The 15,609-nt window shown below is 42.6% G+C and carries 15 protein-coding genes; 7 read left to right on the plus strand and 8 right to left on the minus strand.

Annotation, left to right across the window (positions count from 1 at the left end; translation table 11 throughout):
* Positions 1–107: 107 nt before the first annotated feature.
* Positions 108–3,461: a transcription-repair coupling factor gene (gene mfd, locus AC1RM2_RS15750; RefSeq protein ID WP_492986144.1), complete on the plus strand. Its 3,354-nt coding sequence runs from the start codon at positions 108–110 to the stop codon at positions 3,459–3,461.
* Between the two features lie 12 nt (positions 3,462–3,473).
* Here mfd and AC1RM2_RS15755 read toward each other — a convergent pair whose 3' ends face one another.
* Both AC1RM2_RS15755 and hpt read right to left on the minus strand, forming a co-directional pair.
* Positions 3,474–3,992: a hypothetical protein gene (locus AC1RM2_RS15755; protein ID WP_492986145.1), complete on the minus strand. Its 519-nt coding sequence runs from the start codon at positions 3,990–3,992 to the stop codon at positions 3,474–3,476.
* Between the two features lie 67 nt (positions 3,993–4,059).
* Positions 4,060–4,596 carry a hypoxanthine phosphoribosyltransferase gene (gene hpt / locus AC1RM2_RS15760; RefSeq protein WP_492986146.1) on the minus strand — a complete coding sequence of 179 codons (537 nt, stop codon included), beginning with the start codon at positions 4,594–4,596 and terminating at the stop codon, positions 4,060–4,062.
* A gap of 155 nt (positions 4,597–4,751) precedes the next feature.
* Between hpt and AC1RM2_RS15765 the strand changes: the two genes are divergently transcribed.
* Together AC1RM2_RS15765 and def are read left to right on the plus strand one after the other, a co-directional pair.
* The gene (locus tag AC1RM2_RS15765) at positions 4,752–5,978 is read left to right on the plus strand and encodes a M16 family metallopeptidase (protein ID WP_492988255.1); all 1,227 of its coding nucleotides are present in this window, start codon (positions 4,752–4,754) and stop codon (positions 5,976–5,978) included.
* 20 nt (positions 5,979–5,998) lie between these two features.
* The gene (gene def / locus AC1RM2_RS15770) at positions 5,999–6,571 is read left to right on the plus strand and encodes a peptide deformylase (RefSeq protein ID WP_492986147.1); all 573 of its coding nucleotides are present in this window, start codon (positions 5,999–6,001) and stop codon (positions 6,569–6,571) included.
* A 118-nt stretch (positions 6,572–6,689) separates the two neighbouring features.
* On the opposite strand, the gene AC1RM2_RS15775 is transcribed toward def, so the two are convergent.
* The 3 genes from AC1RM2_RS15775 to AC1RM2_RS15785 form a co-directional block, all read right to left on the minus strand.
* Positions 6,690–7,316: a hypothetical protein gene (locus AC1RM2_RS15775; protein WP_147053989.1), complete on the minus strand. Its 627-nt coding sequence runs from the start codon at positions 7,314–7,316 to the stop codon at positions 6,690–6,692.
* A gap of 114 nt (positions 7,317–7,430) precedes the next feature.
* Complete coding sequence (locus AC1RM2_RS15780; RefSeq protein ID WP_477448477.1) at positions 7,431–7,709, minus strand: NifU family protein; 279 nt, start codon at positions 7,707–7,709, stop codon at positions 7,431–7,433.
* A 147-nt stretch (positions 7,710–7,856) separates the two neighbouring features.
* Positions 7,857–8,945, minus strand: a complete 1,089-nt coding sequence (locus AC1RM2_RS15785; protein ID WP_492986148.1) for an Mrp/NBP35 family ATP-binding protein — start codon at positions 8,943–8,945, stop codon at positions 7,857–7,859.
* 117 nt (positions 8,946–9,062) lie between these two features.
* Between AC1RM2_RS15785 and AC1RM2_RS15790 the strand changes: the two genes are divergently transcribed.
* Together AC1RM2_RS15790 and AC1RM2_RS15795 are read left to right on the plus strand one after the other, a co-directional pair.
* The gene (locus AC1RM2_RS15790; RefSeq protein ID WP_492986149.1) at positions 9,063–11,312 is read left to right on the plus strand and encodes a transglycosylase domain-containing protein; all 2,250 of its coding nucleotides are present in this window, start codon (positions 9,063–9,065) and stop codon (positions 11,310–11,312) included.
* A gap of 68 nt (positions 11,313–11,380) precedes the next feature.
* Positions 11,381–12,010, plus strand: a complete 630-nt coding sequence (locus tag AC1RM2_RS15795; RefSeq protein WP_492986150.1) for an NAD(P)H-dependent oxidoreductase — start codon at positions 11,381–11,383, stop codon at positions 12,008–12,010.
* Positions 12,011–12,139: 129 nt separating this feature from the next.
* On the opposite strand, the gene AC1RM2_RS15800 is transcribed toward AC1RM2_RS15795, so the two are convergent.
* Entirely contained in the window at positions 12,140–13,153 is a 1,014-nt protein-coding gene (locus AC1RM2_RS15800) for a LacI family DNA-binding transcriptional regulator (RefSeq protein ID WP_492986151.1), read from the minus strand.
* A gap of 203 nt (positions 13,154–13,356) precedes the next feature.
* On the opposite strand from AC1RM2_RS15800, the gene AC1RM2_RS15805 reads away from it, so the two are divergent.
* Positions 13,357–13,722: a response regulator gene (locus AC1RM2_RS15805; RefSeq protein ID WP_492986152.1), complete on the plus strand. Its 366-nt coding sequence runs from the start codon at positions 13,357–13,359 to the stop codon at positions 13,720–13,722.
* Between the two features lie 129 nt (positions 13,723–13,851).
* Positions 13,852–14,082 (plus strand): hypothetical protein, encoded by a 231-nt coding sequence (locus tag AC1RM2_RS15810; protein WP_090652238.1) that lies wholly within the window; start codon positions 13,852–13,854, stop codon positions 14,080–14,082.
* Between the two features lie 119 nt (positions 14,083–14,201).
* On the opposite strand, the gene AC1RM2_RS15815 is transcribed toward AC1RM2_RS15810, so the two are convergent.
* Together AC1RM2_RS15815 and AC1RM2_RS15820 are read right to left on the minus strand one after the other, a co-directional pair.
* On the minus strand, positions 14,202–15,077 hold the full coding sequence (locus AC1RM2_RS15815) for a diguanylate cyclase (RefSeq protein WP_492986153.1): 876 nt from the start codon (positions 15,075–15,077) through the stop codon (positions 14,202–14,204).
* Positions 15,078–15,272: 195 nt separating this feature from the next.
* Positions 15,273–15,599, minus strand: a complete 327-nt coding sequence (locus tag AC1RM2_RS15820) for a hypothetical protein (RefSeq protein ID WP_492986154.1) — start codon at positions 15,597–15,599, stop codon at positions 15,273–15,275.
* Between the last annotated feature and the right edge of the window lie 10 nt (positions 15,600–15,609).

Below are 15,609 nucleotides of genomic sequence, written 5' to 3' on the forward strand. Positions count from 1 at the left end.
CCTAATTTATCATTAAAAAGTAAATAAGCCAGCATATTGTTTGCAATGTTTTATACTATTTATAGCTGTTTATTTAAAAAGGCTTTTTTGCGTACATTTGCGGCAGTTTGAACATCCGTGATATATTAGATAGGTATAAAGCTGATGACCGGATTAAAGCATTGGCCCTTGCGCTTAATGCTTCAAAAAATCCAAGGGTACAGCTGCGTGGTTTAGTCGGATCGAGTGATGCGGCCATGGCGGTAGCATTATATTTTTTGCAGCACAAGCACATGGTGTTTGTATTGCCCGAGCGCGAAGAAGCCGGCTATTTCCAGGCCGACCTGGAAAACCTTACAGGGAAAGAAGTACTACTTTTCCCCTCATCATACCGCAAGCCATTTGAATTTACCCAGCCCGACAGCAGCAATGTGCTGGCACGCGCCGAAGTACTCAACGAACTTAACCATGCTTCGGAATTTGGCCAGCTGATAGTCACTTATCCCGAGGCCCTGGCCGAAAAGGTGATTGACCGGGCGTCCCTCGAAAAAAACACGCTTGAAATTGCAGTAAGTAATAAACTCAGTATCGAGTTCATCAACGAGTTTTTAATTGAGTACGATTTTGAGCGCGTTGAGTTTGTGTACGAGCCTGGGCAATTTTCTGTTCGTGGCGGCATTGTAGATATCTTTTCATTCTCGCACAATCTGCCCTACCGGGTGGAGTTTTTTGGCGATTTCATTGAGTCTATCCGCACGTTCGAGATTGAAAGCCAGCTGTCTGTAGAGCAGGTGAGAACCATTACCATTGTACCCAATGTACAATCTAAATTTTTAACAGAAAGCAATATTTCCCTGTTGGAATATGTAGAACCTGGCACCCAGGTTTGGATTAAGGATGTACAGTTTACATTGGATATCATTCAAAGTGGATTTAAAAAGGCTACCAATTTGTGGAAAGCATTATCTGCAGACGAAAAAGCCCAAAACCCGGATTGGATTGATCCCAAATTTGGCTTTACCGACGAGAAACTGATTGCCGACCAGTTGTTCGATTTCCCTGTTGTGGAGTTTGGCAAACAGTTTTTTTATCAGCCAAGCGCCTCAATCAACTTTGACATGCGTCCGCAGCCATCGTTCAATAAGGATTTTACGCTGCTGATCCATAACTTCAAAAATAACGAATCGGAAAAGATAGAAAATTTTATCCTTACAGATTCGTCGCGCCAGGTGGAGCGCTTGTATGCCATACTGGATGATTTGGATAAAACGGTAAAATTTACACCAATAAGTATCTCAATCCGCGAAGGTTTTGTTGATCACGAGCAAAAACTGGCCTGTTATACAGATCACCAGATTTTTGATCGTTATTATAAATACAAGCTTAAAAAAGGCTATCAGCGCTCGCAAGCCATCACCTTAAAGGAGTTACGCGATCTTAAGCCCGGCGACTATGTTACCCATATTGACCATGGTATAGGCAAATATGCCGGCCTGGAAAAGGTTGAGGTAAACGGCAAGCAGCAAGAAATGATCCGCCTCATTTATGCCGATAACGATCTGTTATATGTAAACATCAATTCGCTAAACCGAATTAGCAAATACAGCGGCAAAGAGGGCACCGTTCCACGCATGAACAAGCTGGGAACCGATACCTGGGAACGCCTGAAGAAAACAACAAAAAAAAAAGTTAAAGACATAGCCCGCGACCTGATTAAGCTTTACGCCCTGCGCAAAGCCCAGCATGGCAATGCCTTTTCGCCCGATAGCTACCTGCAAACTGAACTGGAGGCCTCCTTTTTGTATGAGGATACTCCCGACCAGGAAAAAGCCACCGCCGACTTTAAAAAAGATATGGAATCGCCGCACCCTATGGACAGGCTCATTTGCGGCGATGTGGGCTTTGGCAAAACCGAAGTAGCCGTTCGCGCTGCCTTTAAAGCCGTTGCCGATAGCAAGCAGGTGGCCATATTGGTACCAACCACCATTTTAGCGGCCCAGCACTACAAAACATTTACCGATAGGCTTAAGGGTTTCCCCGCTAATATAGATTACATTAACCGCTTTAAAACAAGCAAACAAATAAAGGATACTTTAGAGAAGCTGAAGGATGGCAAGGTAGATATCATTATAGGTACCCACCGCCTGGTGAGCAAGGATGTAAAGTTTAAAGACCTGGGGCTGATGATTATTGACGAGGAGCAAAAATTTGGCGTAAGTACCAAGGAGAAGCTGAAGCAAATGCGCGCCAATGTGGATACGCTTACATTAACCGCGACGCCGATACCCCGTACCCTGCATTTTTCGCTAATGGGCGCAAGGGATTTATCCATCATATCAACACCACCACCCAACAGGCAGCCGGTAGTTACCGAGTTGCATGTATTTAACGATAAACTGATAAAAGAAGCTGTTGAGTTTGAAATTGAGCGCGACGGCCAGGTGTTCTTTATCCACAATCGCGTAGCCGATTTGCCGCAATTAGGGGGCATGATTCACAAACTGGTGCCTAAAGCCCGCATTGGTATTGCACACGGCCAGTTGGAGGGCGATGCCCTGGAAGACGTAATGCTGAAGTTTGTGAACCACGAGTACGATGTGTTAGTGGCCACCACCATTATTGAAGCCGGCCTGGACATCCCGAATGCCAATACTATTATCATCAACTACGCCCACATGTTTGGCCTGAGCGATTTGCACCAGATGCGCGGCCGCGTGGGCAGGAGCAATAAAAAGGCTTACTGCTACCTGTTGAGCCCGCCGTTGTCAACGCTCACCAGCGAAGCCCGCAAGCGCCTTAGCGCTATCGAGGAGTTTAGCGACCTGGGCAGCGGCTTTAACGTTGCCATGCGCGATTTGGACATCCGCGGCAGCGGGAACTTGCTTGGAGCCGAGCAAAGCGGCTTTATTGCCGAAATAGGTTTCGAGATGTACCATAAAATTTTGGACGAAGCCATCCAGGAACTGAAAGACGACGAATTTAAAGGCGTATTCCCGGATGATAAACCAAGGCCATATATTTCCTTTACGCAAATAGATACCGACCAGGAGATTTTGATCCCCGACGAATATGTAACCAATTTGTCCGAACGTTACAACCTTTACACCGAGCTATCTAAACTGGAGCGGGAAGTTGAGCTGTCGGCTTTTCAACAGCAGCTACATGATCGCTTCGGGCCAATACCACCACAGGTACATGATCTGTTAAATACCATGCGCCTGCAATGGATGGGCAAGGCAATCGGTTTTGAAAAAATATCGTTGAAAAAGAATGTGTTGCGCGGCTATTTTATCACCAACCAGCAATCATCGTACTTTGAGACCGAGGCTTTCCATAATGTACTTGCTTTTGTACAGGCCAACCCAAGGCGCACCAATTTAAAAGAAGTTAAAAACACGCTCAGGTTGAGTGTTGAAGGTGTGCATAGTATTGACCAGGCGCTGGTGTTTTTGAATGAGATGGCGGGTTTGGTTGGGGCGTAAGCGGTCTCTACCTTAAAAAACAACAACCGGCCAATATACCTTTCTGAATTCCTGGCAGGTATTTATCATTGCGTTCTTATCAACAGGCACCATCTCGCCGTATACAGAATTTTGTAATACCTGGCTATAGGTATCTAAAACTATACCAGATCGAAACACTGCCTTTCCGTTCTTTAATAGGTAAAAAACGCTTTCAACAGTTGCAACATCTCCTGGTGTTATTTTAAACCGCCAGTCGTGCTTCATTTTTTTTAAAAGATTCCTGTCGGTTGTTTTCAGGCAGGTGCGATGAGGGATTTGGGCGTTAAGACCGGCAAAGTCTGAAGATGGTATTACAATATAAGCAACCCAATCGTCTTTTGTAAAGTCGAATTGCGAAAAAACATTTATAGTATCGCCGCTCTTCAGCTTAAGAACGGGAAGGATATCGCCGTTTTGAGAAACGGGAATAACAATATTATACCCTTTTACCGAAAGAAAAATTGCCGCAACGATAATAATTCCGCCGGCAATTCTTAATGCTTTTTTCATGGGCATTGTTTGTTATATCTTGCAACATAAGTCAATCCGAAATCGATCTCTCTACTCCAAAAGGAAGTTATACCTTCTTATAAATAGCATCCAAATTCCGCCCCATTTCCTTATAATCCAACCCGTAGCCTACCACAAACTCATTCTCAATTTCGAAACCAATATATTTTAGTTCGTCAATTTTCTTTTGCAGTGCAGCCGGTTTTAGCAATAATGAACATACTTTAATTGAAGCCGGGCCACGTTGTTTCAGCTTATCTATCAGGTAGTGCACCGTGTTACCGGTATCAACAATATCCTCAATAATCAGCACGTCGCGGCCTTTTATATCCACAATCAAATCAATATCGTCGCGGATTTTTAGCTTACTGGTAGTGCCGCCATAATAAGAGGCCAGTTTTGTAAACGAGATTTCGCAGGGGATAGAGATTTGTTTTATCAGGTCGGCTATAAATAAGAAGCTTCCGTTAAGTACTCCCACAAATACCGGAACACTCTGTTTAAAATCTTCATTTAACTGTAGGCCAATAGCTTTTACACGTTCTTCAATCGTTTCGGCATTAATAAGGGGCTCAAACTCAAGGTCTGCAATTTTAATTTTCATTGGTGCGTTTTTACAAGGGGTACTACCGGCTACAATCGCATCACTATAGGTGCTTTCGCCGGTATGGTATCAATCTACTAAAATAGTAAAATCGCTTGCAAATTACACGTAAAATAATTGTAACATATATAACGTTATCTTTGCACTCTTATATGATCGACTACCAGGCCCACACCTTACCAAATGGCATCCGTATTTTATACAAGCAATCGCCATTTGCCATAACGCATTGCTGCTTTATTGTAAACGCAGGCTCGCGCGATGAAGCCAACCAACAGGAGGGGCTTGCCCATTTTATTGAGCACCTGCTGTTTAAAGAAACAGAAAGGCGCAACACCAACCAGATCCTGAACAGGCTGGAGCTTGTTGGCGCTGATTTGAACGCCTATACAACCAAAGAATATACCTGCATTCACGCCTCATTACTTAACCAGCACCTGGAACGCGCTATTGATTTATTTGAGGATATCCTGTTCCACTCCACCTTTCCCGAAGATGAGCAGGAAAAGGAACGCGGCGTAATATTGGATGAGATAGCCTCGTACCTTGATCAGCCCGAAGAAGCTATCCAGGATGATTTTGAGGAGTTACTGTTTAAGGATGATCCGTTCGGTAAAAACATTTTGGGCACGCCCGAAACCGTTGGCCGTATGAACAGTGATGACATGCGCGCCTTTATAAAAGCCAACTACAGCACTTCTGAAATGATATTTGCCGTACATGGCAATTACGATTTTAAGAAAGTAGTTAAGCTGTGCGAGAAATATTTCGGCGGGATACCGGCTCATCACCCCAAAAAAAACAGGATTGCACCAAAAGCCAATAGCAGCGGTATTGTAATCGTGAAAAAGCCCATATCGCAAACGCATTGCATAATTGGCGGGCAGGCTTACCCTTCATCACACCAGCATAAATACGGTTTATTGCTGCTTAATAACCTGTTGGGCGGCATGGGAATGAGCAGCCGCTTAAACCTCGAGATCCGCGAAAAGTACGGCATCGCCTATACCATCGAATCAAACTATACCCCGTTTAGCGATACCGGTATTTTCTCCGTTTATTTTGGAACTGATAGCGAAAAGGCGGAAAAGGCATCGCGCCTGGTACACAAAGAACTGAAGAAGCTGCGCGATCAAAAACTGGGCACGCTGCAGCTGCACCAGGCCAAGCAAAAGTTTATTGGGCAAATAGCCCTTGCCGAAGAGAACCGGATGAGCCTGATTATATCAATGGCCAAAAGTCTGCTGGATTTTAACCATATTGATACGCTGGAAGACATTTTCGACAAAATAAACGCCGTTTCCGCCGAACAATTGCTGGAAATAGGCAACGAAATATTTGATAATGACAGGCTTATTACATTGAAGTTTGAGCCTAAATAATAAACCTGTATTTTTGCAAAATGAAGTACCCTATCATCGCTTACGGAGACCCTGTTTTAAGAAAGAAAGCAACAGCCATTGAGCCGGATGAATATCCACATATCAAAGAATTAGTTAATAACATGTTTGAAACTATGTACGGAGCCCGTGGCGTTGGCCTGGCAGCCCCGCAGGTAGGCATGTCTATGCGTTTGTTTGTAGTTGATGCCACCCCGTTTGATGATGATGAACCCAACCTTCAAGACTTTAAGAAAGCATTTATAAACGCAACTATAATAGAGGAAACCGGCGAAGAGTGGGGCTTTAACGAAGGCTGCCTGAGCATCCCTGATATACGCGAAGATGTTTACCGTAAACCAGTAATTAGGATATCCTACTACGACGAAAACTGGAAACACTACGAAGAGACCTTTAAAGGCATGGCCGCCCGCATTATCCAGCACGAATACGATCATATTGAGGGCAAACTATTTACTGATAAACTAAGCCCGCTACGCAAGCGCCTGATTGAGAAAAAACTGAACGATATTTCGAAGGGAGTTGTAAATGTTGAATACAAAATGAAATTCCCGGCTGTTAAAAAGGGGAGATAAGTCTGAAGTTTTAAGTCATTAGTCAGAAGTCAACATATCTTATAAAAGCAAGCCTGCATCAGTAGGTTTTTTTATTGCACCAAAACAGACTTTTGACTTTATACTCCGGACTTACGACTTACTTACTATCCGCATCCGAGATCTGCTTGATCAGGCTGCCCCAGGCCAGTGGGTTAAGTAGCGGGTTGGGTGTAAGTGAATGCGTGTTGAGGATGGTGTTGTGCATTGATTGCGCGTTTGCCGATTGTATTTCCTGGGCATCCCTGGGCAAAGTATTATACAAGGCTGATAATGATGCCTTGCTGATGTTTTTGCGCGCGATTTCGAGATCGTCATCAGCAAGTTTTATAGCTAAAAAATCTTTCTTGAACTCGTCTGTAGTAGCCCACGGAAATACGTGAAATGTAGGCAGGTTAATAATTTGCGGTTTAATGTTTACCTGCAAAGTATAACTTTTGGTATTTAGATTTGATGGTATAACCACCAGTATTTGTCCGTAACCAACGCAGGTAAAACGCAAGGTATCCTGCTCGTGCGCTACAAATGAAAAATAGCCCTTATAGTTACTTAAGTATACCTGGTTATGAAACGATGTATTGGTAATTGATACATAGGGTACAATAACATCTGTACTATCGGCATTATGCACTACCCCCGTAAATTGCACAAGTGGCCTGTCATCGTGTTTTTGTGCAAATGCCGCAACCGATGCAAACAATAAAAATATAACAACCAAGTACTTCATATACCTAAACACCTATTTGCTGTATGTTACCTTAATAACGCCAAATGGTTTCAAAAAGTTGCTCAAAAATAGCTAATGCCGTAAATTATAAACAGGATTTAACAATACTTAACACTATCTTAAATTCTCGGGCAGCACCGCATTCGGATCATCAATGTCGGTAAGGTTTAATGCTTCAACACTGGTAACTTCGGGCACTGCTTTTTTTATGGCTTGCTCAATGCCTGCCTTTAGGGTCATGATGCTCATAGGACAAGACCCGCATGAGCCCAGTAATTTTAATTTAACAACACCCTCGGGCGTAATCTCTTCAACTGAAACATTCCCGCCATCAGCTTCCAGATACGGACGAATGGTATCTAAAGCTGCTTCAACCTGACTTAATAAACTCATTTTTACCAATTTATAACTAAAGTAAAGTTATTAATAATTTGCAATATATTTTATACTCAAAGTCTTTAGTCCAAAGTTTTAAGTTCTAAGTCAAAAGGGTTGGTTTGAAACTTTTGACTTGAGACTTCTGACTCAAGACTTAGAACTTTAAACTTCTGACTCAAGACTCGCTTCAAATGCCTTCGCGTTTGATATAGCAACCTGCTGCGCTACGCGCTGGGCCATATCAATAAATGCCTTGGTCATTACACCATCAGCCTCCAAAATTGCCGGGGTGCCTGCATCGCCCGAGTCGCTGATGCTTTTTACCAGCGGAATCTCGCCTAAAAAGGGCACATCCAGTTGCTCGGCCAGTTTCTGCCCGCCACCTTTGCCAAAAATATAATATTTGTTGTTCGGAAGCTCGGCCGGCGTAAAGTACGACATATTTTCAACCACGCCCAGTATGGGTACATTGATTGCCGGCATCATAAACATGCCTACCCCTTTGCGGGCATCGGCCAAAGCTACATTTTGCGGCGTAGTTACGATGACAGCTCCTGTAACCGGGAAGGTTTGCGTAATAGTAATATGAATATCGCCCGTACCCGGTGGCAAATCTACCACCAGGTAATCCAGTTCGCCCCAGTCGGCATCATTAAACAGTTGTTTTACAGCTGTTGATACCATTGGCCCGCGCCACGGCACGGGTTGGTTTGGATCGGTAAAAAAGCCTATCGACAATAGCTTGATACCATATTTTTCAATAGGTTCAATGCGGGTTTTGCCATCAACAACGCCTGCCTGGGGGCGTGCGCCTTCCAACCCAAACATGATGGGTACAGATGGGCCGTAAATATCCGCATCAATTAACCCCACTTTGGCACCTGATTTTGCCAGGCCCAATGCCAGGTTAGCAGCAACGGTTGATTTACCAACGCCACCTTTACCTGATGCTACCGCGATGATATTTTTAACACCCGGTACGCCTGTATTTTTCTGTGTGGTAACGCGCGATGTCATGTTGATATCAACCACCACTTCTTTGCTAATAAAGTAGCTGATGGCATTGCGGCAGGCATTTTCAATCATGGCCTTTAGCGGGCAAGCCGGCGTGGTTAATATAACCGAAAAGCTAAGCTTGTTGCCATCAATATGTATATCCTGTATCATGTTGAGGGTAACCAGGTCTTTTTTAAGGTCTGGCTCTTCAACATTGCCCAGTGCTTGTAAAACTTGTTCTTTAGTGATTATCATAATATTATGGCAAATTTATGAAAACGAGTGGTTGATTTGTGTTTAAGTAGGAAACAAATTACAGAAACAACCGTTTGCAGGGGATAAGAATTAGTTTAGTTTTGGAAAAATTTACTTATGAAGCGCCTTAACCCTAAATATATACGCATAGCCGCATTTGTCCTTATCCCGCTGTTCCTCATATTGTTAATAGGCGGTTATATTGCCTATTCAAAACGCGAGGCCCTGCTTCAAAAAGCTATTGTCAAAGCTACTGCAAAAGCAAAGCGCGATTATAATTTAGATGTAAAAATCGGCTCGGCCCATTTTACCGGCGCCGCAACAGTTTCTTTTTCGGATGTTACCATAGTACCCGAGCAGCGCGACAGCCTGCTACGCATCAAAAACTTTGTAGTGAGCGTTAAGCTGTTACCACTTATTGTGGGCAATATTAAATTATCGGATGTTTTATTACAGGATGGCTTTATCAACCTCACGAATATCAAAGGGGTTAAAAACTTTGATTTTTTGTTTAAAAAGAAACGCGATACCACATCAACAACCAAAGCCGATCTATCTGTACTGGCCAACAACCTGGTTAACGAGGTACTATATAAAATCCCGGATAACCTTACATTAAGCAATTTTGTGGTAAGTTTTAAGGACGATAGCACCCAACTAAAACTACTTGCAAAAACTGCGCAGATAAAAGATGGCAACCTTACATCAACCATTGATGTTGATAACGGCGAATCTACCTGGCATTTTGTGGGTAAAATGCATCCATCTGATAAAAACATCGATGTGAAACTTTATGCCGATGGTAAAAAGATAGAATTGCCTATTATACAGGAAAAGCTTCACCTGAAAATAAATGCCGATACCATATCAACCAAATTAACCAAGGTTGAACATAGCGGCGGCGAAACCCGCATTTACGGGTCATGGGGGGTAAGTAACCTACTCATCAACCATCCAGGCTTATCGCCCGGCGATATCGTATTTCCTAAGGCCTCTATTGATGCCAATTTGTTTGTGGGCAGCAATTATGTGTCTATCGATAGCTCGTCAACAATTCATATAAAAAACCTGGTAGCCAGGCCATTTATTAAATACACGCTCAATCCAACCAAAATATATGAGCTTAAAATGAACACCGACTGGCTTAACGCCTCCGATGTTTTTGACTCCTTTCCGCAGGGAATGTTTGATGCCCTTGATGGTATTAAGGTTGCCGGTAAACTAAAATATAGCATGCATTTTTACATGGATGCAACTAAGATAGATGACCTGCAATTTGATTCGCGCCTGGATAAGGATGGCTTCCGGATAATTAAGTACGGTAAAACCGACCTGGGTAAGCTGAACAGTCCGTTTGTTTACACCCCATACGAAAAAGGGAAGCCGCTGGCGCCGCACCTCATTGGCCCGGATAATCCCGAATTTACGCCATTGGAGCAAATAGCCCCTAACCTGCGTAACGCGGTTATGACTGCCGAAGACCCTTCATTTTATACCAACCACGGCTTTGTAGAAGAAGCGTTCCGCAAATCATTGGCAACCGATTTTAAAACCAAAAAGTTTAAACGCGGCGCCAGTGGTATATCCATGCAGCTGGTTAAAAACTCGTTTTTAAACCGGGATAAAAACCTGGTGCGTAAAATTGAGGAGATATTGATTGTTTGGATCATCGAAAACAACCGCATCATGACCAAAAACCGGATGCTGGAGGTTTACCTGAATATTATTGAATGGGGCCGCAACATATATGGAATTGACGAGGCATCGCATTTTTATTTTGGTAAGTCGCCATCGGAGCTTACGCTGGGCGAAAGTATTTACCTGGCAAGCATAGTTCCGTATCCAAAAGGTGGCTTATACGCCTTTCAGCCCGATGGTAGCCTGAGGCCCGGCCTGCACGGCTATTTTAACCTAATAGGTAAGCTGATGGCCGAAAAAGGACTAACCGCACGCGACACCAGCGCCTACGGCTTTTATAATGTAAGGTTAAAAGAAAGCTTAAGGGAAAAGATTGCACCTATTGATACTGCCAAAGCAGATAGCCTGATGAAACAGGGTGGAAACGATGATAATGAAACATTACCTGTTATTGAAGAACCTGTAAAAAAGCCAAGTTTTTTTCAGCGCCTGTTTGGTAAAAAGGATAGTGTAGAGCAAAAGAAAGAGCAGGTAGAAAAGCAAAAAGAAAAAACAGCCAAAGAAAAACTTAAAGAACAAATTGAAGCCCTTAAGCTGGATTATAAAAACCGGATTGATAATATTGATACAGCGGGTAAAACCCGTAAAGACATCCGCCAGGAAAAACGACGGCTTAAAAAAGAAGAAAGCGATAAAGAAGACGAACTGAAGGCCAAAGCCAATTTATAGTTTACGATGGTATGACGCATTTAAATGTTTAAACATCTATTTTTGTCGTAACAAAATTAGAAATCGTCATGTCACTAATAGATCAATTACAAAAAAGGGCTGCAGTAAAAAAATTCGACCCTTCGAAAAAAATATCCGCCGAGCAATTAGATCAATTGCTAAGCGCAATACAACTGGCACCATCATCATACGGGCTGCAATCATTCAAAGTGATTGTTGTAAGGGACGCCGAAGTAAGGGCAAAACTGCGCGCAGCCGGGTATAATCAACCACAAATAACAGATTCATCGGCATTATTCGTTTTTGCCTCAGTAACGTCATTGGACGAGGCGTTTGGAAAAAAATTCATCGACCTGGTTGCCGATGTTCGTAATGTGGAACGTGAAAGCCTTGCTGGATTTGAAGAAGTGATTTTAGGCAGATTAAGCAACAATACAGATGAGCAAAAATTAGCCTGGTCGCATAAACAAACTTACATAGCTTTAGGTGTATTAGTGTCCGAAGCTGCGGAATTAGGCATTGATGCAGCGCCGATGGAAGGTTTTAATGCCGCCCAATTTGATGAGATATTGGGTTTAAAAGAATTAGGCTTAACTACCTCGGTTATCGCCGCTGTTGGCTACCGTGCCGAAGATGACGTTTACAGCAAAATGATTAAAGTGCGCAGGCCTAAAAGCGAGTTGTTTATACACGTTTGATTTTTTGTTCATGGTTGATGGTTCATAGATCATGGAGATAAGCAAACAAACGATGGCAATATCTGTCGCCTGTTTGCTTATATTGCTAATTCCGGCAATGAACCATGAACCATAACCCATGAACAAATATTACTCACCAGATGAACTCCTCCTGATAAATAATTTAGATTTTAAAACCACGTGCCGTTTGTGGTTTGTGGCAGCCTTGTGCTCCAATGCTTCAAATAGCAGGTTGGCGGCCTTAATGCCCATTTCGTAGGCGGGCTGGGTAATGGTAGATAGTGCAGGGCTTAACAAAGGGGCGATTCCCAAACTGGAGAAGCTAACTATTTTTAGTTGCTTCGGAATATCAACGCCCAGGTCATTACAAACGTAATAGGTAGCAAATGCCAAACGCTCTACCGAGCTAAAAATCCCATCGGGCTTTATTTCCTGTAGCACCTTGGTCAATATCTTGTAGTTTACCTTCTCGTCGTTACTGCAATCAATCACCAGTTCGTCGTCAAAGGCTACATTGTGCTTTTTAAGTGCATCCATATAACCTTGCATACGCACCTGCCCAATAGAAATATTTTTGTTTACTACCAGGTAGGCTATCCTTCGGCAACCGGTTTGCAGCAAATGCTCTGTGGCATCAAAACTACTTTCATAGTCGTTGGTAGTTACCTTGGCTGCATCAATATCTTCATATACCCTGTCGAAAAAAACAACAGGAACATTTTTCGACTCCAGCTGGCGCAGGTAATTATGGTCATTGGCCTCGCCGGATACTGACATGATGATGCCATCAACCTTGCCGTTATTGAGGTAATTTACAAACGACACTTCCTTTTCAAAAATATCATCTGTGCGGTACAGTAAAATATAAAAGCCCTTTTTACGGGCCACCTCTTCAATACCGTTTATGGCCTGCGAAAAAAAATCGTTAGCTATTTCGGGGATAATAACGGCTAATGTTTTAGTTTTTTTATCCCTTAAATTACTGGCATAATGGTTAGGCAAAAAGTTATGCTCTTTGGCAAAGGCCAGTATACGTTCTTTGGTATCCTTATTAATATCGGGGCTTCCGTTAAATGCCCTTGAGATAGTTGACGTAGAAATATTGAGTTCCTTCGCCAGTTTCTTTATATTAACAATATCCATTATTATCTCGTAAATCTTTTATCCAGCCAAATGTAACAAAACTCATCTATTAAGCCCCGAAAAACTGTGGGCAATTAGTGTAAAATATGTTACAATAATACCATAATATATACATCTTTCATCTTTCGAAAACCGGGTTTAACTGTAAGTTAATCAATGGCATGCGGTTTGCACATGTTAACCCGAAGGGGATTGAAACGAGTATGGCGAAGAAAATATTAATAGTTGATAACAACGAGTTAATGATAGAGGTGATGACCTATATTTTAACTGCAAGCGGATATGATGTGGTATCGTTTCACGATGCTGGCAATATCTTTGCCGAAATTAAGACATCCCACCCAGATCTGGTGATACTCGACGTATTGTTACCCGGCCTGGATAGCCTGGAAATTTGCAAGTTGATAAAGCTTAACCGGGATACTAAAAACCTGCCCGTGATCATCTGCCTGCCCGGTGAAGATGTTGGCACGGCGCTAAACCAAAAAGGTGCGCCCGATGATGTGCTATTGAAACCGTTTGACATAAACAGCCTGATTGAAAAGGTAGGATATCAGCTTGCAGCGTGACGGACGGTATCTTATTGTTTTTTTAATAAACTATGCCTTAGGTACTTATGATGATAATGAAGCCATAGTGACATCTTTTTGCTTTTTTGGACTATTGGATTTGTATATTTACCCGGAGAGAAGACACAGATGGGACTGCCACTAAGAATAACGTACAACGATACCGACCTTGTTTATCAGGTCAATACATCGCCAATAAACAAGACTACCAGCGAACTTGAAATTTTGCTGAACGGCGAAACAATCACCCTTCAAAAAGACGAACGCAGTGTATGGATACAGCAAGGTAACGGCCCGCTGATTGATCCTGAACTGGCGCAGGCTTTAGGCAGATCGGTTTCGTTGAGATTTAGGATGTAACGCAAATTAGCTTGAACTATCGGCCATTATTGCGGATATTTATGTTTTAACGCCTTAGGAAAAAGGCTACAATTTTATATAAACCAGATTTTTTAATACGGTATTGTAAAACAAACAACTTACCCCCCGTTGCTTTTTCCCTTCTTTTCCAGTTCACTCACAAAAACGGTTAGCTCTTTTGTAAAATCATCGAGGGCGATGGCTGAAACCTCCATATACCCAACCATTTTTTTTAAGGTAGCGGGCGAACGCAAAAACTGGTTAAGAATTTTGGAGATACCTAAAATATTGGCAACAGGCTGACGTACTTTATGATGAGTCAAAAACATCATTTTTTCCAGCCCAAGGATATACTCTTTCAAAAACTCTTCGGCTTTTTTTATTTTGTTATACGCTGTTTCCAGTTCCTCGGCACGGTTTTGCCTTTCCAGGTTCTGAAATTTAAGTTCGTTATTGGCTATAATCAATTCTGCAGCCCGGTTCTCTTTCTCAGAATTTTGGAAAGCCAATTCAAGGTTGGCAATGTTTAACTCATCGGCGCGGTTTTGCTTCTCCTGGTTTTGAAATTTGAGCTCGTTATTGGCTATGATCAATTCAGCCGCCCGATTCTCCTTCTCCGAATTTTGAAAAGCCAGTTCAAGGTTGGCAATGTTTAACTCTTCGGCGCGGTTTTGCTTCTCCTGATTCTGGAATTTGAGCTCGTTATTGGCTATCACCAATTCAGCCGCCCTTTGCTCTTTCTCGGAGTTCTGGTACGCCAGTTCTTCATTGGCTATTACCAGTTCATCTGCCCGTTTCTCTTTTTCGGCGTTTTGATAAGCTAATTCCTTGTTTGCAATGGCAAGTTCGGCCGCACGTTTCTCTTTTTCAGAATTTTGAAAGGCTAATTCGTTGTTTGCCGCGAGTAATTCGCCGGTGCGTTTCTCTTTCTCGGCATTTTGGTATACCAGTTCTTTATTGGCGATAATAAGCTCATCGGTTGTCCCTCTATACATGCTTCGGCTAATAAAATTGATAATTTATTTTAATTATCGCTTATAGCGATCAAAGGTGTGGTTATTGTCACCCCGTAAACATGACAACAAAAGCCAGGGTTTTAAATATGCGGTAAATGCAATCGCAAATAAAATCGATTGCAAAACGATTTATTAGCGTGAAAATACTGTTATTAATATTAAAAACGACTGATTTTAAGTTAATATTAAATAAGCCGGATGTTTTTCTTGACCAAGCTCCTCTTTTAGTTTGTCCACCAAATTTTCTATCTCTTTATCGTCGGCTATATCCAACATCAAACCGATAAGCTCCCCGCCCGACCTCCTCACAAATTCTACGCTTTTAACTTTAATATGCGCGTGGCAAACACAGATCATGTTGCCCGGGTGTACGATTCCGTCAATAAGTTCCCCTGCAATCACAAGCCCCCTGCCCGTAATCCGGAAATAGTCATGAAGCAAAAAAAAGCCGCAGTTAACACGGCCAACACTACTATCCCCTGGTGTTACTTCATCAAACATCCATTTTACT

The sequence above is a fragment of the Mucilaginibacter sp. GW822-FHT03E02 genome, assembly GCF_058801545.1.

What these genes read in the sequence shown, in the direction of transcription:
- AC1RM2_RS15790 (WP_492986149.1), top strand. Translation starts at nt 9,063, where the DNA reads ATGAAGCGCCTTAACCCTAAATATATACGCATAGCCGCATTTGTCCTT.
- AC1RM2_RS15755 (WP_492986145.1), bottom strand. Translation starts at nt 3,992, where the DNA reads ATGAAAAAAGCATTAAGAATTGCCGGCGGAATTATTATCGTTGCGGCA.
- hpt (WP_492986146.1), bottom strand. Translation starts at nt 4,596, where the DNA reads ATGAAAATTAAAATTGCAGACCTTGAGTTTGAGCCCCTTATTAATGCC.
- AC1RM2_RS15810 (WP_090652238.1), top strand. Translation starts at nt 13,852, where the DNA reads ATGGGACTGCCACTAAGAATAACGTACAACGATACCGACCTTGTTTAT.
- AC1RM2_RS15805 (WP_492986152.1), top strand. Translation starts at nt 13,357, where the DNA reads ATGGCGAAGAAAATATTAATAGTTGATAACAACGAGTTAATGATAGAG.
- AC1RM2_RS15785 (WP_492986148.1), bottom strand. Translation starts at nt 8,945, where the DNA reads ATGATAATCACTAAAGAACAAGTTTTACAAGCACTGGGCAATGTTGAA.
- def (WP_492986147.1), top strand. Translation starts at nt 5,999, where the DNA reads ATGAAGTACCCTATCATCGCTTACGGAGACCCTGTTTTAAGAAAGAAA.
- AC1RM2_RS15795 (WP_492986150.1), top strand. Translation starts at nt 11,381, where the DNA reads ATGTCACTAATAGATCAATTACAAAAAAGGGCTGCAGTAAAAAAATTC.
- AC1RM2_RS15800 (WP_492986151.1), bottom strand. Translation starts at nt 13,153, where the DNA reads ATGGATATTGTTAATATAAAGAAACTGGCGAAGGAACTCAATATTTCT.
- AC1RM2_RS15815 (WP_492986153.1), bottom strand. Translation starts at nt 15,077, where the DNA reads ATGTATAGAGGGACAACCGATGAGCTTATTATCGCCAATAAAGAACTG.
- AC1RM2_RS15780 (WP_477448477.1), bottom strand. Translation starts at nt 7,709, where the DNA reads ATGAGTTTATTAAGTCAGGTTGAAGCAGCTTTAGATACCATTCGTCCG.
- AC1RM2_RS15775 (WP_147053989.1), bottom strand. Translation starts at nt 7,316, where the DNA reads ATGAAGTACTTGGTTGTTATATTTTTATTGTTTGCATCGGTTGCGGCA.
- AC1RM2_RS15820 (WP_492986154.1), bottom strand. Translation starts at nt 15,599, where the DNA reads ATGTTTGATGAAGTAACACCAGGGGATAGTAGTGTTGGCCGTGTTAAC.